Origin of the sequence: Prevotella sp. khp1 (genome assembly GCF_900102205.1) — a bacterium.
Classification (GTDB): Bacteria; Bacteroidota; Bacteroidia; order Bacteroidales; family Bacteroidaceae; genus Prevotella; species Prevotella ruminicola.
In genome coordinates this window covers 539,025-562,006 of the sequence record NZ_FNJZ01000001.1, presented here as the reverse complement: position 1 = coordinate 562,006, position 22,982 = coordinate 539,025, and the positions used below count along the sequence as shown (strand labels likewise).

The following is a 22,982-nucleotide window of genomic DNA, read 5'->3' as shown; positions in this document are numbered from 1 at the left end:
AGCAATGAAAATATTAGTAATGGGCGCAGGAAAGATGGGATCGTTCTTCATCGACCTGCTGAGTTTCGACCACGAAGTGGCTGTGTTTGAGAGAGATGCCAAACGCATGCGATTTACATACAACTGTCAGCGTTTCACCACCTACGATGAGATTAAGGCCTTTGAGCCCGAACTGCTCATCAATGCGGTAACGCTGAAATATACCATCCCCGTGTTTAAAGAGGTGATACCTAACCTGCCTAAGGAGTGCATTATCAGCGATATCGCCAGCGTAAAGACCGATCTGAAGGACTTCTATGAGCAGACCGGTATGCGCTTTGTATCTACGCACCCTATGTTTGGTCCTACCTTCGCCAACCTGCAACAGCTGAGCGAGGAGAATGCCATCATTATCCAGGAGGGCGACTGCATGGGTCGTTGCTTCTTTAAGGAGCTGTATCGCAAGCTGGGTTTGAACATCTACGAGTATACCTTCGAGGAGCACGATAAAACGGTGGCTTACTCGCTGAGTATTCCATTTGTTTCAACGTTTGTGTTCGCTGCTGTGATGAAGCATCAGGATGCACCTGGTACCACCTTTAAGCGCCATATGCGTATTGCCAAGGGCGTGCTGAATGAGGACGACTACCTGCTGCAGGAAATCCTGTTCAACCCCTACACGCACGATCAGGTGGCACAGATTCGTACCGAGCTGAAGGAGCTGCTGGAGATTATCGACCAGAAGGATGCTGCTGGTATGAAGGGCTATCTGACGAAGATTCGCAACAACGTAAAGAACGACATAGAGATTAAACGCTAACTAGATATTTTACATGTACAAAACGCTAACTATTTTCACCATTCTGCTGAGCGCCATGTGCCTACCAGCCAGCGCTCAAACCCGCGACAGCTATGTGGACTACCTTTACCAGTTTATGCCACAGCCAGACAAGACTGATTACAGTCGCGAGTTCTACCAGCAGAACGTTGCCCTGTCGCTCAAAGCACGTGCTGAGATGCCATGGGGCAAAACCATTCCAGAGCGCGAGTTCCGCCATTTTGTGGTGCCCGTGCGAGTTAACAACGAGAATCTCGACAACAGTCGCGAGGTGTTCTATAAGGCCCTCAAGCCCCGTGTTGAGAAACTGAGTATGCAAGAGGCTATCCTCGAGGTGAACCACTGGTGCCACGAGCACGTGACGTATCGTCCGTCGGATGGCAGAACCAGCAGTCCGCTGGCAACGCTCCGTACGGCTTATGGACGCTGTGGCGAGCAGAGCACTTTTACTGTTGCAGCCCTGCGTGCCGTGGGTATTCCTGCCCGTCAGGTGTACACCCCGCGTTGGGCGCATACCGATGATAACCATGCGTGGGTAGAGGCCTGGGCCGATGGCAAGTGGTACTTCTTGGGTGCCTGCGAGCCAGAGCCTGTGCTGAACCTGGGTTGGTTTAACGAGAGTGCCTCGCGTGGTATGCTGATGCACACCAAGGCTTTTGGTAACTACGACGGACCTGAGGAGGTGATGAGCCAGACACCTTGTTACACAGAGATTAACGTGGTAGATAACTATGCACCTACAGCGCAGGTTAACGTACAGGTGGTTAACGCTAAAGGCAAGCCTGTTTCGGGTGCCCGCGTAGAGTTTAAGCTGTATAACTATGCTGAGTTCTACACCGTAGCTAACAAGACTACTGACAAGCTGGGACATGCCTCGCTGACTGCCGGTAAGGGCGACATGCTGCTGTGGGTATCGAAAGGTGGCTTGGTGGCTACCCGTAAGGTATCGTTCGGTAAGGACAAGCAGGTGAAAATCGTGCTGAACAGCAAGGAATTGCCTGATTTGGTGGATCTCGACATCGTGCCACCACCAGTTAGTGGTCAGCTGCCTTTGGTAACTCCTGAGCAGCGTGCCGAGAACAACCGTCGTTCGGCTTACGAGGACAGTATCCGTCATGCCTACGAGGCTACCATGCCGGTTGAAGACTGGCGCGGTAACCACCGAACCATCCAGCAGTTCCTGAACGAGGCTCCCAACCAGCTGATGGCAGAGAAACTGCTCGGCGTATTGGCTAAGAAGGACCTGCGTGATATCGAACTGGCTGTACTGAAGGATAATCAGGTGGCTGCCGTGGATACATCGGATATCTATCTGAAGTATGTGCTGTGCCCCCGTGTAGAGCTGGAGTGGCTTACACCTTATAAGGCTTTCTTCCGCGAGCACATGGGCAGCATCAAGAGTCCTGCCCAGCTGGAGGCATGGTGCAACCAGAACATCCGCATCGACAACGATCATAACCCACAGGGATTGCGTATGCAGCCAATGAGTGTGTATCGCGAAAAGCTGACCGACGATCTGGGTCGTAACATCTTCTTTGTATCGGTGGCTCGCAGCTTAGGCATGCCTGCCCGTATCAACGAGGTGAACGGCAAGCCCCAGTACTATGCCGATGGACGTTGGGTAGACGTGTTTGCCAAGGCCCAGAACGCCAAACAGGCTAACACCGCTAAGTTGAAGCTGTATTACAAGCTGTCGGCTCACAACGATAATCCTAAGTACTACATCCACTTTACGCTGAGCAAGGTGGTGGATGGACAGCTGCAGTTGCAGACATTCCCCGAAGATGCCACCCAGCAGGATTTCGTGAACGGACAGGAGCTGGATAAGGGTGAGTATATCCTTACTACCGGTGTGCGTATGGCCAGCGGTAAGGTACTGGCTCGTATGCAGCGCTTTACTCTCAACGTCGATACCACCATCAGCTATGCCCTGCGCGAGAATCAGGAGGATGTACAGGTGATTGGGTCGCTAAATGCCGAGGATATCTATCACGACAAAGCTACCGATAGCGATAAGAGTCTGCTTTCTACTACTGGGCGCGGGTATTATGTGTTGGCTATTGTGGCACCTAACCAGGAGCCTACCAACCACGCTATGCGCGATATCTCGGTTTACAAGCAGCAGTTTGAGGAGTGGGGTAGAAAGATGATATTCCTGTTCCAGAACGACGACGAGGCACAGCGCTTTAACTTTGCCGAGTTCGACAAGCTGCCTAACACCGTGGTTTGGGGAACCGATGTAGAGGGTAAAATAAAACAGGAAGTGTGGCAGCAGATGAAACTGCAGAGCCCAGCACTCCCTGTGTTCCTGATTTGCGATTCGTTTAACCGCGTGGTATTTGTTCAGCAGGGCTACACCATCAACTTAGGTGAGCAGCTGATCAAGGTTATTCGTCAATTGTAGAAAGCACGTATTTCACGTCGTCGGCACTGGTAACACCACTGCCAGCCGAGAATGAACCGTGAATTTCCATACAGCCCGTCTGGTCGATGATCAGACGGGCATTTTTTGTTGTTACGCCGCCGCCTGGCATGATGATGATACGTCCGGCTGCCTGTTCTACGAGTTTACGCAGCAGGGGAATTCCCTTCTCGGCTGATGGCTCATGACCTGAGGTGAGGATGCGGGCACAACCGGCAGCGATAATCTGCTCGAGGGCCTTCTCGGGCTCACGACAGCGGTCGAAAGCACGGTGGAAAGTAAAGGGTTTGTCGCCCGAAGCCTTAACCATCAGCTTCAATGCCTCTACGTCGATATCGCCATCGGCAGTGAGGGCGCCGCACACGATACCATCGCAGTATGGCAACGACAGACGGATATCCTCGAGCATCGCCTCGATATCTGCCTTGTTATACACAAAATCGCCTTCGCGTGAACGGATGAGTACCTGAATCTTGAGTTCGGGATACTGCTGGCGAATCCACTTCATCATACCTATGGTGGGGGTAACACCGCCTAATGCCAAAGCTGTACACAATTCGATGCGCTCGGCACCGCCCTCAGCAGCTGCAATCACACTGGCCATATTGCCAGTACATACTTCTAATGTTCGTTTCATATAATGTTTAATGTTTAATCTTTAATGTTTCATGTTTAATGTTTAATGCACCAGCTCGCTATGCGAGATGCGATATTTCTTGAGGGGTTTGGTGCCATCGATGATGACGTCGCCCTTGGAGTAATAACGCTTATCGAGATGCAGCGTTACCTTATCGAATACCGGTTTGGTAAGTGCATAGCTGGGTGTGCCAGGACAATCGGGATAGAGGCCCATCATCGAGAAGATGAGCCATGTTGACATGGTGCCGCAATCATCGTTGCCTGGAATGCCGTTCGGCTTATCGCTGAAGTATTTGTTAATCAGACTGGTAACAATCTTCTCGGTGCGCCATTCCTCGCCCTTGAAATAGGTAAACAGGTAAGGGTAGGCAATGTCGGGTTCGTTGGCGGGGTCGTACAAACCCTCATCGAACACACGTTGCAACTTCTGCACAAACTTCTTGTCGCCACCCATCAGGCGTGCCAGTCCCTTGATGTCATGAGGCACGTAGAAGGTGTAGTTCCAGGCGCTGCCCTCGTGGAATCCGGGAGCATTCGAGAAGTCGGCACCATCCTTGGGATCGAAAGGTGTGAGGAACGTGCCATCCTGATTGATGGGGCGCAGCGTACCCGACTCCTTAGAATAGTAATGACGGTAGCCCAGACTCTGTTGGCGGAATCGCTTGGCATCCTGTTTCTTACCCATGGCCTCGGCCAGGTTAGCCAGCGAGGCATCGGCAATATAGTACTCCAAGGCGTGCGATACCGAGTTGTCGCCCGACATATCGGCGGCATATTCGCCCATAGGCACGTAGCCGCGCTTGTAGTAGTTGTCTACATCGGGGCGCATCTTGTTATCCTTGCCAGGCATGGTGGCCGACTTATAGAAAGCCTCGTAGGCGGTGTTGATATCGAAATCGCGCAGACCCTTCAACCAGGTGTCGGCAATAAAGGGGATGGCAGGATCGCCCTCCATCGTCCACGTTTCGCGACTGTACAGTTCCCACTTTGGCATCCAGCCCCATTCCTTGTACATGCCAATCATAGAGCGTACCATATCTAACTGCTTGTCGGGGTAGAGTAGTGTCATCAGCTGACCCACGTTGCGGTAGGTGTCCCAGAGTGAGAAAACGGTGTAGCGGTTGGTACTAGTGGTGCCTATCTTAAAACTCTCCATCTCGGGGTACTGGCCGTTAACGTCCTGCAGGATGTTGGGGTGAATTTGGGTGTGATACAGGGCGGTGTAGAACATGCGGCGCTGGGCCTCGGTGCCACCCTCGACGGTAACTCGGTTCAGCGTTTCGGCCCAAGTCAGACGGGCCTGCTGACGGGTGTTGTCGAAAGCAAACTGGGGCTGTTCGGTGTTCAGGTTCTGGCGGGCATTCTCGATAGATACGAATGATACGCCCATCTGCACCTCAATCTGTTCGCCCTCGGTACAATCGTAGTTAAAATAGTAGCCTACATCATCGCCTGCCAACTCCTTGCCGTAGGTTGTGTAGAGCTTGTATTTGCCCTGATCGGGGTCCCAGTCTTTTTCGGGTCCGTCCATCGGTGGCTGTTTTTTCCAGTAGCCTGCCGATACGGGCTGTTTGTTCACTCGCATCACAAAGTAAATGGGGAACACGGCCTGCGGATTGTAGCAGAAGGTACCCACCAGGCGATACCCCTCAATCTCGGTATCGCTGACACGGTGCACCATGCCACCTACCTCGTTGGTGAGTCCGTTGCCCAGGTTCAGCAGGATATGGCCCTCGCCTTTAGGAAAGGTGAAGCGCTCGGCCGAACTGCGGGTGGTGGCACTAACCTCGCAACGGATGCCGTACTTTTTCAGACTCACGGCATAGTAGCCAGGGGTGGCCTGCTCGTTGCTGTATTCCGAGCCGTAGTGGCGGTAATCCACATCCAGTTTGCCGGTGGTAGGCATGGTGAGCAGGGTGCCTAGTTCGGGACAACCCACACCACTCAGCGTTACATGGGCAAAGCCGGTGAAATACTTGTTGTTATATTCGTAAGGCGCCGACCACCAGCGCTTATCCTTATCGTACATGTTCAGGTCGCTACCCATCACGTTAAAGGGTACCACACTCATCATGCCATTGGGGCACACGGCACCTGGATTGCACACGCTGTAGTTAGTGGTGCCGATAAAGGGATCGACGTCATCCACGGGCTGCTGGGCGCTGATAGACAGAGAGCCTAAAATGTAACAATTTAAAAATGTAAAAATGAGCTTTTTCATTTAATTCTGGGTAAATGTGGCTTTAAGAATAATGTTATCCGAGCTGGGACCTATCATCACGGTAAAGTCGCCAGTCTCAACGACGTGGTTCATCTTTTGATCTACAATCTCCAGGTCCTCGGCTTCGAGGGTGAACGATACCTGCTTGGTTTCGCCCTTGGGGATGAAGATACGACTGAACTTCTTGAGCTGCATCATAGGCTGGGCAGTAGAGGCAAACTCGTCGTGCAGATACAGCTGCACCACCTCGTCGCCATCCATATCGCCGGTATTGGTAACGTTGAAGGTTACCTTAAACTGGGTGTCGCCGGTCTCCTCGATGTTCAGATCGTCGTACTTAAATGTGGTGTACGACAAGCCGTAGCCAAAGGCATACAGCGGACGGGCACTCATCTCTACATAATCGTGTGGCATAGGTGGCTTCTTGTTGTAGTAAACTGGAATCTGCCCTACGTTGGCGGGTACCGATACAGGCAGGCGTCCGGCTGGGTTGTAATCGCCAAACAGCACGTCGGCAATGGCGGTACCACCTTCCTGTCCGGGATAGTAAGCTGTGAGTAGCGCATCGGCATGCAGGGCGGCCCAACTCTTATCCATGGGTCGACCTTCGATATAAACTACTACCAGAGGCTTACCTGTGGCCTTGAGGGCCTTGAGCAGCTGCATCTGATGACCCAATGGGGTGAGGGTGGCGCGGTCGAATCCTTCGCCACAGTCCATATCGCTGATGGTCTTACTGTCGGTAACAGCAGCACCGGTCTCCTTATAGCTGGTCTTGAAGTCGCGGGCACTCGAACCACCCACAGCTACCACAATGACATCGGCCTGTTTGGCTGCAGCTACTGCCTCGGCAATGTTCGATGCGGTGGTGTCGCGTACGGCACAACCTTTGACGTAGGTTACCTGACTGGCGGGCAGTTTGCTGCGGATGCCAGCGAGGATGGTTTTTACGTTGCCATCTTCCTGTGGTGCGGTATAGTCGCCCAGCATGTTATACACGTTGTCGGCATTAGGTCCGCACACCAGCACCTTTTTGTTTTTGTTAAGTGGCAGCACGTGGTTCTGGTTCTTGAGCAAGGTGATAACCTCGCGAGCCACCTGCAGGGCAACAGCCTTGTTGTTATCGCTGCGAACCAGCTGTTTGGCCTGGGCTGCATCTACATAAGGATGCTCAAACAAGCCCATCTCGAACTTCATCTTCAGGATGCGCTTGACAGCTACATCAATCTCAGCCTCAGTTACCATGCCTTTCTGTACGGCATCTTCCAGTCTGCCGAAAGCTAGGGCACCAAGGTCGGCATCAACACCAGCCTTCAGCGCCATCACACCTGCTTGCTGCTTGGTCTCGGCTACACGGTGGGTGCCGTGGATACCGTCGATGCTATACAGGTCGCTGACTACAAAGCCGTTGAATCCCCACTGGGTGCGCAGCAGGTCGGTAAGCAGCGCCTTGCTGCAGGTGCTGGGGATACCATCCAGCGAGTTATAGCTGGTCATCACCGACAGGGCGCCGGCATTGATGGCTTTCTTGAATGGGGGCAGGAAACTCTCCTGCAACTCGCGTGCACCGGCAATGGTGATACCGCCATTCTGTCCGGCCTCGGTGGTGCCGTAGCCGATAAAATGCTTCAGCGTGGCAATGGTGCTGTACGGCTTCGACAGAATGCCGCCACCCAGTCCTTTTACCATGGCAGCACCTAACTCGCCTGCCAGTACGGGGTCTTCACCCATCGTCTCCTCTACACGCGACCAACGGGGCTCGCGGGCCAGGTCTAATACCGGTCCGTAGCTGATATGGCCGCCCTGCAAGCGGATTTCCTGACCAATCACCTCGCCGGTTTTCTCAATCAGGGCTGGGTTCCAGGTGGCAGCCATACCGAATCCGGTGGGGAATACGGTAGTGCCGATAGCCATATGTCCGTGGGGTGCCTCTTCGGCTAAGAACAGGGGGATACCCAGTCGGGTGTGCTCTATCACGTACTTCTGCAGGGCATTACCAGTCTTGGCAGCCAGTTCGGGGGTGAGTCCGTTCTCGAGCGACTTCTGTGTCCAGGGGTCGGCGCGGTAGGTACCCCAGAGCATACCAATCTGTCCCTCGGCAATATCCTTCTTGAACAGTTCCGAGGGTTCTACATTCTTTCCTTTGATGGTGTAGTAGTTCCATGCCAAGGTGCAGCGTAACTGGCCCACTTTCTCCTGCAATGTCATACGACTAACCAGGTCGTTTACACGCTGTTCTACCGAGAGTTTCGGGTTCTGGTAGGGCAGTAGTTCCTTAGCTTTCTTTTTGGCGGCCGACAGGCTCAGGGCCATGCAGCAAGCCATTGTTGATATCAGTATTCGTTTCATGTTTACAGAATGATGAGTTTATCGTAAGATGCTGATTCTGATTCGTTAACCAGGTGTACGGCTTTCAGCTGTACGTAACGGCAGTCGGCGGGTGCGAAATACACGTCCTGCATAATGGGGTTGTTGCGGATGTTCGAGAACTCGCCTGCGGCAATACGCTTCATGTTGTCGAGGGAATTTCCAGCCCATATCTCGTAGTGAGAGATCATACCAGTAGTGGTTGGCTTGTAATGCAGCGAACGGATCTGACGGGTGCGACCCAGGTCGATGGTGATGGCTTTGGCATCCTGCTGCTGGATGGTGTAATCAAAGCCTTTCAGATTCAGTTCCTGCTGCTGGTAGCTCTCCATTGCCTTGGGGGCATAGTAGGCACCGATGCCGTTGATGCAGAGCGGACCACGAGCCTCGTCGAAGCATACACGCAGCTTCTTGGCGGTAATGGCTTGGAAGCGCAGCAGACGCTTGTAACCGATAGTGGTAGTAGCCTCCTTGATGCTGATGGGCTGCCATTTGCCGCCGTTAAAGTACTCTAAGTGGAACTTGCTAACACGCTGGCCCAGAGGAATATACTCCTGCAGCATGATGCGGTTAATCTTCTGTGTGCCTTTGAGTGCTATCTCGAGTGTGGCAGTGGTTACACCGTCCTCGGTAGCCCAGTAGGTATCGTAGTTGCCATCGGTCAGATTTGCCGTTCCGTACAGTTTCTTATCACGTACGTTCGAGGCTTTGATGCTGACTTTATGCAACAGGTTGTTACTCAGTTCGGCAGCTACTTGCTGGTGATAGTTTACGGCATTAGCCGAGTCGATAGGATGGATGAGTCCTTCCTTATCCACGGGGAAATTGAGCAGGAATGTGCCGTTATGACCCACGCTGCGGTAGTACAGGTCGGTGAGCTGTGGGATGCTTTTTACACGGGCATCCTCGCTCTCGTGATAGAACCAGCCCGGACGGATACTGGTGTTGCACTCCGAGGGTACCCAGGTGTCGCCATCGGCATGTCCGCTGGTCAACTCGTAGTACTTATCGTAACCAGGATAAACCTCGTTGATTCGCAGGAACGACCAGTTGGTGGCATCGGCATAACCCTCTTCGTTGCCAACCCAACGGCAACCGGGGCCGCCATCGCTAAAGATGATGGCTTGTGGCTGATGCTTATACACTAATTTGTGGGCACGGGGGAAATCGTAGTAGGTACGGCGATCAATCTTGCGCTGTTCCTTGGCACCGCCATACCAGCCATCACCACCGTTGGCACCATCGAACCACACCTCGAAAAGCTCGCCATACTGGGTGAGCAACTCCTCGAGCTGGGCATAGAAATACTCCACATAGAGTGGGGTGCTGTAGAAGGCCTGATGGCGATCCCATGGCGAGAGGTACAGACCCAGTTTCAGGCCGTACTTCTTACAGGCGGCTGCCAACTCGCCTACAATATCGCCCTTACCATCCTTGTAAGGTGTATAACGAACGCTGTAGTCGGTGTACTTGGTGGGCCACAAACAAAAACCGTCGTGGTGCTTGGCGGTGAGTATCACACCTTTCATACCGGCAGCCTTGATGGTGCGGGCCCATTGCTCGGTATCAAGCTTGGTGGGGTTGAAATCACTCAATGGCGCATCGCCATAACCCCACTCGCGATCGCCAAAGGTGTTGGGACCGAAGTGGATAAAAGCATAAGTCTCTAACTTCTGCCAAGCCACCTGATGGGCTGTAGGCAGGGGCGCAACTGGTGCGGGGGCCTGCTTCTGGGCATAAGTAGGGAGTAGTAGGAAGTTAAAACTGAATAGTAAAAGTAATTGTTTCATATTTTGTGTTATTATTGTGCATTCGAGAATGAATACGGCGCATCCTGTGGCTGGGTGCCGCGCTGCTTGTTGGCGGTGGTACTCATACCGAAACGGATGGTAGCGCCCTGCATCAGCTGGTTGTGATCCAGGTAGTTATGCTGGTAGTCGGCGCCGTTCAGCGTCATCTGCTGGATATAGCAGCCTTCGCCGTCGGCATCGATAGAGAGCGTATTGCCGTTCTCCAGGTGTACGGTGGCCTGCTTAAAGTATGGGGTACCGATGACATACTGGTTGCTGCCGGGACAAACGGGATAGAATCCCAAAGCCGAGAACACATACCAGGCCGAAGTCTGTCCGTTGTCTTCATCGCCGCAATAGCCATCGGGGTAGGGATTGTACATACGGTTCATCGTCTGGTTAATCCAATACTGGGTTTTCCATGGCTCACCGCTGTAGCCATACAGATAGATCATGTGCTGTATGGGCTGGTTGCCGTGGGCATAGTTACCCATGTTCATAATCTGCATCTCACGGATCTCGTGGATGGTAAAGCCATAGTAGCTGTCATCAAACACGGGAGGCAGGGCAAATACCGAATCGAGCATCTGATTAAAGGCTGCCTTACCACCCATCAGGTTGATGAGTCCCTGTGGGTCGTGGAATACCGACCAGGTGTAATGCCATGAGTTACCCTCGGTAAAGGCATCGCCCCATTTCAAAGGGTTGAAGGGCTTCATAAACTCGCCATTCTTCAGGCGACCTCGCATCAGCTTGGTCTCGGCATCAAACAGGTTCTTATAGTTCATGGCGCGCTTGGCAAACACGTCGATCTCCTTTTTCTTTTTTCCTAAGGCTTTACCTAACTGGTAGATACACCAGTCGTCGTAGGCATACTCCAGGGTGCGGGCGGCATTCTCATTGATCTTTACATCGTAAGGCACGTAACCTAACTTGTTGTAGTACTCGTAGCCCAAACGGCCTGTGCTGCTCACTTCGGGGTGTACAGCCTGGGTGCCGTGAACCACAGCTTCCCACAGCTTGTTGATATCGTAGCCACGCAGACCCTTCAGGTAGGCATCGGCTACAATCGAGGCTGAGTTGTTGCCTACCATACAACCACGGTGACCTGGACTGGCCCATTCGGGTAGGAAACCGCTCTCAAGATAGGCATTCACCAGTCCTTCCTGCATCTTGGTGTTCATCGAGGGATAAACCAGATTAAGCAGTGGGAACAGGCAGCGGAAGGTATCCCAGAAGCCGGTATCGGTAAACATATAACCCTTACGGACCTCGCCGTTGTAAGGACTGTAGTGGATGGGCTCGCCCTGGGCGTTGAGCTCGTAGAAACTGCGGGGGAAGAGTACCGAGCGGTACAAGCAGCTATAGAACGTGCGCAGGTGGTCGATATCATTATCCTCGATCTCGATACGTCCCAATACCTCGTTCCAGCGTTGGCAGCCGGCAGCTTTTACCTGCTGCAGCGAACGCTTGCCAATCTCGTTCAGGTTCTGCTCGGCTTGCTCCAGACTGATGAATGATGATGCCACACGGGCACATACCTTCTCGCCTCTACGGGTTTTGAACGATACGATGGCACCGGCATGATGGGCTGTCATCTCCAACTGATTGGTAAAAATGCTATCCTGCACCGTTACGCTGCTGGCGAATGGCTTATCGAACACCATCACAAACCAGTTCTTGAAGTTCTCGGGTACACCGCCGCTGTTCTTGGTGGTATAGCCTATCACCTTATTCTCGGTGGGGATGATTTTTACGTACGAACCTTTATCAAAGGCATCAATCACCACGTTGGCCTCATCAGTCTCGGGGAAGGTAAACTGCATTACGGCGGCTCGCTCGGTAGGAGCCACCTCGACAGTTACATCGTAATCAGCCAGATACACGCAGTAATAATAGGGTGTGGCTACCTCGGCCTTATGCGAGAACCAGCTGGCACGCTTGTTTTCGTTGAACACCTTAGGGCCTACCGTTGGCATCAGCGAGAACTGTCCGTAATCGTTAATCCAAGGACTGGGCTGGTGGGTTTGTTTCAAGCCGCGAATCTTGTTGGCGGTATAGGTGTATTGCCAGCCATCGCCATTCTTACCGGTCTGTGCTACCCAGAAGTTCATGCCCCAAGGCATGGCTACGGCAGGGTAGGTGTTACCTGTTGAGAGGTTGTAGTTCGACTCGGTTCCTACCAAGGTACTCACGTAATCCACCGGCTGCATCTTAGCAAAAGCAACCGACTGACATGTTAAAAGTGACAAGGCAACGAAAGCCTTCTTCATGCTTAATGTCTTCATAAGTTCAAAGTTTAGTTTTGCAAGTGTTATTCTATTTCAAGTGCAACCGACTGCTGTGGCAGCTGCTTGGGCAGATAAACGGTTACCTGATTGCCCTGCAGCTTGTATTTTACACGTTTGCCGTTGCTAACCAAACGGATGGCTTTCTTTGGCAGATTCTGGCTCCAGGTGATGCTGGTAGGCAGTTTCTCGCCATCGTTCAAACGGTAGATGGCATAATAGCGACTACCATCCTTGGCTTTGGTGAACCATACATTACCCTCGTTGTAATAAGGGGTGATGGTGGTGTTATAGATGGCTTTACCGTTCAGCTTAAGCCAGGCACCAATGGCATTCAGGCGCTTCACGCTCTCAGGCTCGATCAGTCCTTCGGGAGTAGGACCAACGCCTAATACCAGGTTACCACCTTTGGCTACAATCTCGATGAGGGTGCCAATCACCTTCTCAGGACTCTTGAAACGTGGACGAGGTACCCATCCCCAGTCGTCGCTCAGAGGGATACAGCTCTCCCAGGGAAAATCCAACTGTGTCTCGGGGATAGTGCGCTCGGGTGTCTGGTAGTTCTCGTAAGGACCGTGGATGGTACGATCTACGATAATGATGCCAGGCTGATTCTTACGGGCGATACGGGCCACCTCGGGCATATCCAGATCCTGACCGCGGTTTTCCTTAGCTACCCAGCCGCCATCGAGCCACAGGATATCTACCTTACCGTAACGCGACAGAATTTCGTTCATCTGATTGTGGGTGAACTTCTTGAACTGCTGCCAGCGCCAGGGGTGCTGGTCAACGGGATAGTTCACGTTGCGACCTTTCTTGGCATATACATCCCACCAGTAGTACTGCGAGTGCCAGTCGGGCTTCGAAAAGTAGGTACCGATGGTGAACTGCTTCTGGCGGAAGGCATCCAGCACATGCTTCAGTACATCGCGACGTGGATCGTCCTTAAAGGCGTGCTTGGCAATGGTAAAATCGGTTTCCTGTGAATCCCACATACAGAAACCATCGTGGTGCTTGGTGGTGAAAATCATATATTTCATACCCGCATTGCTGCAGGCCTCGGCCCACTGGGTAGGATCAAACTTGGTGGGTTTCAGCTCGTCGGCCAGTCCGAAGTACCAGTCCATATACTGCTGATAGGTGCGTGTGGAGTCGCGGGTAATCCAGTTCTCGTCGCAGATAGCCCATGATTCTACCATGCCTGGTACGGCATACAATCCCCAATGAAACAGCACGCCGAACTTCAGGTCCTGCCATGCTTTAAGATTCTTTACTACCAGCTGGTCGGTTGGCCACTCGTAGGTTTCGGAACGCTGATGAATTTCGTTTTCCTGTGCGCCTACCGTCAGGCACACTGCCAGCCCTAAGGCCAGACATATCTTTCTAGTTTTTTGCATGAAATGAAATTGTTTATTAGTTATGGGTGCAAAGATAGCAAAAAAATGACGAAAGTTTAGTATGGTATCCATTTTTTTTGTACTTTTGCCCACAAAAATCAGAAACTACGACAATATGAAGTATCTTACAGCAATTTTTTCGTGTATCGGCATGTGCGCTGTGGCTGCACCTCAACCAACTGATTACACGCGTGGCATCGGACAGTATCCGGGTGCCAAGAGTGAGTATTACGCACCCACACTGAGCTGGGTGGAGAATGGCCAGACATTAACAAATGTAGCACGCCACCGAGCCGCTTGGGCTTCGTCGGCTATCGACTACAACCTGACGGCACATCTGGTAACAGATGGTATCTGCGATACTGCCGATCCCATCCTGCTGAAGGTTTCTACCCAGGATGGTGTGCTGCCACGTAAGGAGGCTGAATGGGCCATCGATGGCGGTGCCTATTCAAAGAATATCCTGATGGGCGAGAAAACCTGGCTGCAGTACGACTACAGCGGTGCCATGACAGTAAAAACTGCCGGGGTACGTGTGGTAGGTATGATGGCCTATAACGACCAGCTGGCTACCGAGGGCTACAGCATTCGTTGCGAGGTTTCGGAAAACGGAAAAGACTGGCAGGTGGTTGGCGAACTGAAGGGCGACAAACTGCCTGGTAAGCCACTGTATTATAAGTTGCATTCCGACCCCAACAAACAGACCGAGGAGAGCCTGTTGCCAGCACGCCAGTTGGATGAGCTGATTAAGTTTAAAACACCTGTAAACACCCAGCATTTGCGTGTGGTCATGGATATGACTGGTGCTGCCCACTGGGACGTGTACGAGTTGCAGTTCCAGAATGCCATCGGCGAGTATGTAGAGCTGTTGCCATCGCAGCAGTTCAGCAGCGTATGGATGAGCGATGGCGGTGGCGAGCAGTGGATATACACCGACCTTGGAAAGAGTCTGCCTATCGAGCAGATTAATCTCGACTGGCTTTATGCCCCCAAGAAAGGTATCATCCAAATATCCGACGACGCCAAAACCTGGAAAAAGGTGGCATCTCTCAATGGTCAATCTTCAATGGTCAATGTTCAATGTGCTGCCCGCTACGTGCGCTTGCTCCTCCAGGAGCCCGGCGAGGCTGGCTGTTATGCCCTGCGTGAGTTGGAGGTGCTGTCGAAACAGAAACAGGTTTACACCCCACATGCTGTGGCTGGTATGAAGAACGGACGCTACGAGTTGAGTGGCGGTATGTGGCAGTTGCTGCGTGCATCGGAGGTGGATGCCCGTGGCGAGCAGATTGCATCGGCTGATTATGATAGTAGAAGTTGGGTGCCTGCTACAGTACCTGGCACCGTATTGGCATCGTTTATGAATATCGGCGCTGTGCCCGATCCAAACTATGCCGACGATATCAATCAGATTTCAGAATCATATTTCCGCTCAAACTTCTGGTACCGTCAGGAGTTCAACGTAGAGCGTATCGATGGCGAGCAGCAGTGGCTCAACTTCGATGGTATCAACTGGAAAGCTAACGTTTATCTGAACGGACAGCGTCTGGGCCGTATTGAGGGTGCCTTTATGCGTGGCAAATTCAATGTAACCGGTCTGCTGCATAAGGGTAAGAACTACCTGGCAGTAGAGGTGGAGTGCAACAAGTACTTTGGTGCCGTAAAGGAGAAGGACCGCAACACCACCCAGTTGAATGGTGGACTGCTTGGTGCCGATAATCCTACCTTCCACGCTACTATCGGATGGGACTGGATTACCACTGTACGTGGACGCGAGGTTGGTATCTGGAACGAGGTTTATCTCACCTCAACAGGTAATGTGACTGTGAGCGATCCATATGTAAAAACCAAGTTGGCTGCTGATGGCAAAACCGCCAGTGTAAAGCCTGCTGTGTTTGTACGCAACAACGATAACAAGCCAGTTACTGGTACCCTGAAGGGCTGGATTGGTGACGTGAAGTTTGAGAAGAAGATGACGCTGCCTGCCAACACCGAGCAGGAGGTAAGCTTCTGTCCTCATTGCAACAAGCAGTTGACCAGCAGCGACTTTAAGCTGTGGTGGCCTAACGGTTATGGTGAGCCTTATCTCTACGAGGCAGGCTTTACCTTCACACCTGATAACGGCGTGGCATCTACCATCAACTATCAGGCAGGTATCCGCGAGATGAAATACGAGGGACTGAAGGATTCGCTCATCATGTATATCAATGGACGCCGCTTTATTCCACTGGGTGGTAACTGGGGCTTCGATGAGCACAATCTGCTGTACCGCTCACGTGAATACGATATTGCTGTAGGGTATCACAAGGAGATGAACTGCACCATGATTCGTAACTGGGTAGGACAGATTGGCGACGAGGCTTTCTACGAGGCTTGCGATAAGCATGGTATCATGGTATGGCAGGACTTCTGGTTGGCTAACCCAGCCGACGGACCTGATCCCCACGACGATGTGCTGTTCCTGAGCAATGCACAGGATTATCTGCGCCGTATCCGCAGTCATGCCAGCATTGGTATCTGGGTAGGACGTAACGAGGGATTCCCACCTGAGGCTATCGATCGCAAGTTGCGTGAGTATGTACATACCTTGTCGCCTGGATTGGAGTTTATCTCAAGCTCGGCTGATGATGGTGTGAGTGGTCACGGTCCATACTGGGCACTGCCTATGAAGGAGTACTTCTCTCGTCAGAGTGGTAAGATTCACACCGAGCGTGGTATGCCTAACGTGATGAATATCGAGAGCTTGAAGCGTACATTGAGTCCTGATTCACTCTGGCCACAGAGCGTACAGTGGGGTATGCACGATTACACCCTGTTAGGTGCCCAGCGTGCCCGCGAGTTTAACGGACTGGTTGAAGAGGGTCTTGGCAAGGCTAACAGCGCCGAGGAGTTTACCCGTTGGGCTCAGCTCATTAACTATAATGGTTATCGTGGCATGTACGAGAGCACCAGCAAGAGTCGTGCAGGACTGTTGATCTGGATGAGTCATGCTTGCTGGCCATCAATGGTTTGGCAGACTTACGATTACTATTTCGACCCCACAGCGGCTTACTTTGGTGTAAAGAAGGCCTGCGAGCCCTTACATATCCAGTATAACGCTCTGACGGATAGCGTTGAGGTAGTGAACCACTCTGCAGGAAATGTGGCTGGTATCACCGCTACAGTAACGGTATTCGATCTGAATGGTAAGAAAGTGCGCCAGCAGAAGGTTCGTTTGAATAGCAACGAGGATACCACCAAGGCCATCCTGAAGTTGGCTAAGTTGCAGGCTCAGGCGCCATCAGATGTATGGTTCCTGCGTTTGACACTTGCCGGTAAGCGTGGTGTGATTTCGGAGAACGAGTATATCATGGGTCGCGAGGAGAATAACTACCGTGCCCTGAACACCCTGCCAAAACCAGCCTTGCAGCAGAGCGTGAAGGTTACTGGTACCAAGGCTGTTGTGACATTGAAGAACACTGGTAAGTCGGTAGCTCCATTCCTGCGTATCAATCTGAAGGGTGCCGATGGCGAGCAGATTCTGCCTGTGATTTACAGCGATAACTACTTCACCTTGATGCCTGGCGAACAGAAGGTGGTTACCATCGAATGGAAAGCTGAGGATGGTAGAGGTCAGAGTCCTGTGATTGAGGTAACTCCGATTAACTAATCAGATATTCCAAAAAGAAAGCCGCTCTTCAAAATGCTGAAGGGCGGCTTTTTTGTTAGAGTTTCTTTTGTAAGTGGTAAGTGCCACTTGGATATGTCTTCGGGGTTGTCTCGCCGGGTAGGGAAACGATGGCGGTGGCTCCTTCGGGAACGGTGAAGTTCCACAACCACAGGTCGCCTTCGTATTTCCATTCGCTCTTAATCAAACCGGCTGCCGACTGGTATTCGGCCTTCATAAAGCCTAAACGCTTATCGGGGATAGGCTTCATGATAATCTGCTTAAAGCCTGGTACATGGGGGTCGGTGGCAATACCGGCTGCAGTCTCCCAAATCCACTCGCATACGGCACCGTAGGCATAGTGGTTAAAACTGTTCATGCCGTTAGGTCCTAAGCCATTATCGCGACGGTAGCTGTTCCAACGCTCCCAGATGGTGGTGGCACCGTTGTCAATCGAGTAAATCCAACTGGGGTTCTTACGCTGGAAAAGCAGCTCGTAAGCAATATCTACCATGCCGTTTTCGGTGAGTGTAGCCATCAGGATACTGGTGCCTAGGAAACCGGTCTGCAAGCAGTTGCCATGTTCCTCAAAGTTCTGGCGCAGGCGCTGAATCATACGCTCCTTGGCAGCACCATCTACCAGACTGTTCTTCAAAGCAAACAGGGCAGGGGTTTGCATGGTGTTCAGCACGTCAGTCTTAAAGGTACCATCCTGATTCAGGAACTGCTGCTTCAGATAGGTCTGGGCAGCCTCTGCCATCTGCTGGTATTTCGAGGCATCGCGACCTGTTGCCAGTGCCATGTCACGCATCATCTCGGCATCAATCTGCCAGTAGCAGGCACTCAGGTAATTCCAGTAGGCAATGGCATCGGGACGTGGCTTCCAGTTCTCGTCGAAAGCGAGGTTGATACAAGTCTCCAAAGCCTCACAGCTCAGCCAGTCGGCCCACTGGTAGTTGCCGTTTTCCTTTACGAGTGCCTCGTGGTTGTATTTCACCTCGTTGATGTGATTCATGAAGCGTTCCATCGCTTCCCAGTTCTCATCTACGATGGCTTTATCGCCAAACTGCTTCCATACTGTCCATGGCACAATCACACCGGCATCGGCCCAACCCAAACGCATCATCTCATTACCATACTGGGCAGTAGGCGATACGCCTGGGAATCCACCTGTAGCACTCTGTGAGTCGCGTACATCGCGGGTCCATTTGTGGAAGAATCCGTCGGTATTAGCAAAGAACGAACCGGCTTCGGTAAACACTTGAGTATCAGCCATCCAACCTAATCGCTCATCGCGCTGCGGACAGTCGGTAGGAACCGAGAGATAGTTAGAGCGCTGGCCCCAAACGGTGTTCGAAATCAGCTTGTTAATCAGGTCGTTACCTGTGGTGATTTTACCTATTTCCAGTCCTTTAGCGATGCTGGTTACAGGTAGTGATTCAACGCGTTGAATCTCTACCTTATCGGTAGCGGTTACCGAGATATAACGGTAGCCAAAGAAGGTGCAGTGGGGATAGTAGCTTACAAAGCTGGGGTTGTTGGCAAAGGTGTAATCGATGCGGATACCAGTGTTCTGGATACGCAGGTTGCGACGATGCACGCTACCTTCTGGTCCGTCCATACCTCGTCGTTCGGCACCGTTGCCATCGTTCAGGATTTCTGCTGGCAGACAAGTCAGGGTAGTACCTTCGTTGGCTTTAAAGCTGAAGAATGGTACACCTGATGTATTCTGTCCGAAATCTACAATCAGCGTTTCGCCAGGATTCAGAGTGATGATTTCGCCCAGGGCATAGTTACGTTTGATGATAACCTTACCATATTCGATATCCTTCTTGTCGGCGGCTTGCTTCTCGCCGGTTACACCTTGCCAGATATAGGCAATGGCGGGGCGTAATGCCAAGTCGCGACGCAGATAAACCTCAGCACCATCGGATGGTACAATCTCGCCTGTAAACTCGCTATTTACCTCGGGAGTTGAGAGTTTTTCAGGGGTAGCAAATCCAGGCAGTTCGCGGGCATCATAAGCCTCGCCATCAAATATACCGGCGTGCTTTACCTGACCTGCAATACCTGCTTTCCAATCCTTGCAGTTGGTGCCATAGTACTGTTTGGTGCCATCGGCAAATGTCAGTTCCAATACACCACGGAAGGCACACTTCTTACCAATCATCCCTTCGTGATCGCCTGGAGTGATAATCTTATCAGCCCACCAGCCCGGTGTGACCTGAGCCGAGAGTACATTCTCGTTACCAGTCTGCTTCTGGAAAGCCTCTGTGATATCGTAAGTAAACGAACGCTTGGTTTTGGTGTAGTGTGTAAATCCGGGCTTCAGGATTTCGTCGCCTACAGGTTGTCCGTTCAGGTAAAGTTCAAACACACCTAATCCCGTTGTCATCCATACGGCTTTGGTAACGGGCTTTTCGTTCTGGATGGTAGATACAAACCAGTTAGCGCCATCGGCAGCACGAATCACTTTGTCGGCACGACCTGTTACTACAGGGGCATTCACAACCGAAATCCATTCGGCATTCTGCCAGGCTGATGTGTTAAGGGCTGCGGTTTTATGGCCTACAGTGGTAGGTTGTTCTAATAGCATTTTACTGAGCAGCGAACTGAACTCACCCGTTCTGTCGTTCGAGTATTCCCAGTACATACCGCCACGCAGGTTGTTATCCAGGATATACTGACAGATGGCACCTAACGAACGTGTGGTTTCGTAGGCCCATACAAACTCGCCCTTTTCGTTGGAAATATAATCGGCTTGTGCCACATCGCTCCACTGACGTGTGTAGCCAACGGGCAGGATACCCGTACGCAGGTATTCGTCAACACCAGCATCCTGTCTTCTGCCTTTTTGGTAGAAAGGCATACCCATCACCAGTTTCTCCTTGGGTACGCCTGCCTTCAGGTGTGCCTCGACAGCTTCAGAGCCGGTGCAGTAACCTGAGATAGGCGAGGGGTAGAGGGCTGCATGGTGTGCCTTATTGGGATCGCTCATATCATACGACATCACATTTACCAAGTCGAGATAAGGCAGACATTTCTTAAAGTCGATATACTTTGCGGTGCAGATGGTGGCGATGGTAAGCAGTTTCTGTTTTCCTAACACGCGGCGCAGTTCCTTCATCAGCAGCGTAAAGTTATCTATGTCGTCGGGTGATGACGAGATACCAGCCTCGCTTGATGACGGGTATTCCCAGTCGATATCGATGCCATCCAGTCCGAACTCATCTACAATGCGTTTGCAGTCCTTGGCAAAGGCAGCGCGGTTCTGTTTGGTGGCTGCCATCTCGCTGAATCGTCCTGCTGTCCATCCACCAATCGACAGCAGCACTTTTAAGTCGGGGTTCTGCTGTTTCAAACCAGCAATCACCCGTAGGCGTTCTGGCTTCTGGATATCTACACCATTAAATGTTTTGTTGACTGTTCCGAATGCATAGTTGATGTGGGTCATCAACGTAGGATCGGGAATCTCTGTTGTACCTGCGGTAACATAAGCTACCACTACACGATTTGTTACTAGCTTTCCGGCATAACCATACCAGAATGCGCATAATCCGAAAATTAGCAATAGAAGTCTTTTCATTTCAGTTTTGGGTTTGTTGGGTTTTAATAAAAATCCCGAAACCCGCAAAGGGTCTCGGGATAATTATTGTGTTTCAATCTATTTTTTAATAGAGTGAGTAGTAGGTCTGCTTAGCCCAGAACAGGTTAGTGTAGTAACCAGTGCTCTCTGAGTAGTTGATAGCCTTAGCAGCCTCGCAGTTGTCCTTGTTGAAGTTCAACTCGTCGCTTGGGTAAGGCAGACGGTTTGGAGGAGTAGGATAGTCAGCCATCTGGGTGTCCTTAGCAAACTTCACGTTGGGGAATCCAGTACGACGGTTTACGTTCCAAGCCTCCAGCTCGTTCAGGTAAGCGAAGTTCAGCCAGAGCTGAGTAGCAACGCACTCCTGAGTAGCCTTCCAGATCTTGTTGGCATATGCCTCGAAGTCGGCTGATGTAGGAACGGTCAGTGCACGGAAACCGCTGTATGAGTCGTTACCCTCCTTGTACAGTGAAGAAGTGGTCTTCATGTTCCAGTAGTATTCGTTAGAGAGTACTACACCCTTAATGAAGTTCTCCTTAGCTGTAGCCTCGTTGGCAGCCACACCGTAACCCATCAGGTAAGCCTCGGCCTTGCTCAGAGCTACCTCAGCAGCGTTGATCCAAGTACCATTCAGGTTAGCATTACCCTGTAAAGAAGCCCAACCAGCGAAGGCGATGGTATCGATACGACAGTAATAATTTGAAGAGGTGATACCACGATCGATATACTCCTTATTCTTCTTATCAGCGATGTCGTCGATCTCACTGCTGGTGAGTGAGTTGTCGTAAGCTACATACTCACCGTCGGGGTTGCAATCGTAGATAGCAGCCAGACGTGGGTCGGTATTCTCATCGGGTACACCGTTAGCAGGAACGTTCATAGCGTCGAGCATAGCCTGTGAACCAGCAGCGTATGAGCTGCTACCACCCAGAGCCTGAGCAATACCCTTACCATAGTTGAAGTGGTCGGTAGCTGTATCACCGTTTACACCGATGTTCTGATCGTTGCTCTCAATCAGAGGGTACTGTGTTGGGTTGCTCAGAATCTCCTGGATAGCGCTCTTAGCGTCGGCAGTCAGGTCACCATTGGTAGCCAGATGCAGAGCGATGCGCAGACGGAGTGAGTTAACGTAACGCTGCCAGATGTCGGTAGAACCAGCGGCAGAAGTATAGTCCTGACGCTTCAGTGCGCTGACACCAGCTGCATTCAAGTTGCCAGCGGCGAAGTAATCACCAACTTCCTTCAGGTCGGCCAGAATCTGCTTGTAAATCTGTACGTCGTCGTCGTATGTAGCTGCTGTCTTAGCGGCATCGTAGTTACCGGTCTTCCACAGAGTACCTGCACCAGAGTAGGGAGCATCACCCCAGATTGAGATAACCTCGTGGAGCTGAGCCTGCATGATGGTACGACCCAGATAGAAGAAAATCTTGTTGGCAACCTTCTCGTCGTCAGAGAGGTTGTTATAGGTATCCTCCAGCACACGGAACTGAGTCAGCATGTTGTAGAAATCCTGCCAACGGATATTGAAGTAACCCTCGCTGGCTCCACGGAAACGACCGCGTCCGTTAGCGTTACCGATTACACCCGAGAAGCAACCTGATGTGGTTGACTGGGTGTAATAGCGCCAATAATCCAGGTTCATCCAACGGTTACCAGCATCAAGTACGCCGGTGAACACCTGTGGAACGCCTACTGTTGTAGTCTTTGATGGGTCAGCATACTTCTCGTTAAAGTCTGAATCAGAACAAGATACGAGAGACATCATTCCCACTGCGGCAAAGACTGTAAAAAATATCTTTTTCATAAATCTTA

Annotated in this window: 11 protein-coding genes; 3 read left to right on the top strand and 8 right to left on the bottom strand. The window is 51.7% G+C overall.

Annotation, left to right across the window (positions count from 1 at the left end; translation table 11 throughout):
- Positions 1 to 4: 4 nt before the first annotated feature.
- Positions 5 to 799: a prephenate dehydrogenase gene (locus BLR73_RS02410; protein WP_091858544.1), complete on the top strand. Its 795-nt coding sequence runs from the start codon at positions 5 to 7 to the stop codon at positions 797 to 799.
- A 13-nt stretch (positions 800 to 812) separates the two neighbouring features.
- Positions 813 to 3,221, top strand: a complete 2,409-nt coding sequence (locus BLR73_RS02405; RefSeq protein ID WP_091858541.1) for a transglutaminase-like domain-containing protein — start codon at positions 813 to 815, stop codon at positions 3,219 to 3,221.
- Here the strand turns inward: BLR73_RS02405 and BLR73_RS02400 are convergent.
- Genes BLR73_RS02400 through BLR73_RS02375 form a run of 6 tightly spaced genes read right to left on the bottom strand, consistent with a single transcriptional unit; the run spans position 3,205 to position 13,941 of the window.
- Positions 3,205 to 3,876 carry a copper homeostasis protein CutC gene (locus BLR73_RS02400; protein ID WP_091858538.1) on the bottom strand — a complete coding sequence of 224 codons (672 nt, stop codon included), beginning with the start codon at positions 3,874 to 3,876 and terminating at the stop codon, positions 3,205 to 3,207. The two genes, BLR73_RS02405 and BLR73_RS02400, sit on opposite strands and share 17 nt — an antisense overlap.
- 42 nt (positions 3,877 to 3,918) lie before the next feature.
- Positions 3,919 to 6,099 (bottom strand): GH92 family glycosyl hydrolase, encoded by a 2,181-nt coding sequence (locus tag BLR73_RS02395; protein ID WP_091858535.1) that lies wholly within the window; start codon positions 6,097 to 6,099, stop codon positions 3,919 to 3,921.
- On the bottom strand, positions 6,100 to 8,448 hold the full coding sequence (locus tag BLR73_RS02390) for a glycoside hydrolase family 3 N-terminal domain-containing protein (protein ID WP_091858532.1): 2,349 nt from the start codon (positions 8,446 to 8,448) through the stop codon (positions 6,100 to 6,102). It abuts the gene before it with no gap.
- Positions 8,449 to 8,450: 2 nt separating this feature from the next.
- Positions 8,451 to 10,256, bottom strand: coding sequence for an alpha-L-fucosidase (locus tag BLR73_RS02385; RefSeq protein WP_091858529.1), 1,806 nt, complete (start codon positions 10,254 to 10,256; stop codon positions 8,451 to 8,453).
- Positions 10,257 to 10,267: 11 nt separating this feature from the next.
- Positions 10,268 to 12,544 (bottom strand): GH92 family glycosyl hydrolase, encoded by a 2,277-nt coding sequence (locus BLR73_RS02380; RefSeq protein WP_255397348.1) that lies wholly within the window; start codon positions 12,542 to 12,544, stop codon positions 10,268 to 10,270.
- A gap of 26 nt (positions 12,545 to 12,570) precedes the next feature.
- Positions 12,571 to 13,941 carry an alpha-L-fucosidase gene (locus BLR73_RS02375; protein WP_091858524.1) on the bottom strand — a complete coding sequence of 457 codons (1,371 nt, stop codon included), beginning with the start codon at positions 13,939 to 13,941 and terminating at the stop codon, positions 12,571 to 12,573.
- A 115-nt stretch (positions 13,942 to 14,056) separates the two neighbouring features.
- Here BLR73_RS02375 and BLR73_RS02370 point away from each other — a divergent pair, with 115 nt between their 5' ends.
- Positions 14,057 to 17,587 (top strand): glycosyl hydrolase 2 galactose-binding domain-containing protein, encoded by a 3,531-nt coding sequence (locus BLR73_RS02370; protein WP_233456431.1) that lies wholly within the window; start codon positions 14,057 to 14,059, stop codon positions 17,585 to 17,587.
- A 55-nt stretch (positions 17,588 to 17,642) separates the two neighbouring features.
- On the opposite strand, the gene BLR73_RS02365 is transcribed toward BLR73_RS02370, so the two are convergent.
- Complete coding sequence (locus BLR73_RS02365) at positions 17,643 to 21,170, bottom strand: family 78 glycoside hydrolase catalytic domain (protein WP_233456432.1); 3,528 nt, start codon at positions 21,168 to 21,170, stop codon at positions 17,643 to 17,645.
- A gap of 85 nt (positions 21,171 to 21,255) precedes the next feature.
- A complete protein-coding gene (locus BLR73_RS02360) occupies positions 21,256 to 22,974 on the bottom strand; it encodes a SusD/RagB family nutrient-binding outer membrane lipoprotein (protein ID WP_091858516.1) in 1,719 nt (572 codons plus the stop codon).
- Positions 22,975 to 22,982: the final 8 nt, after the last annotated feature.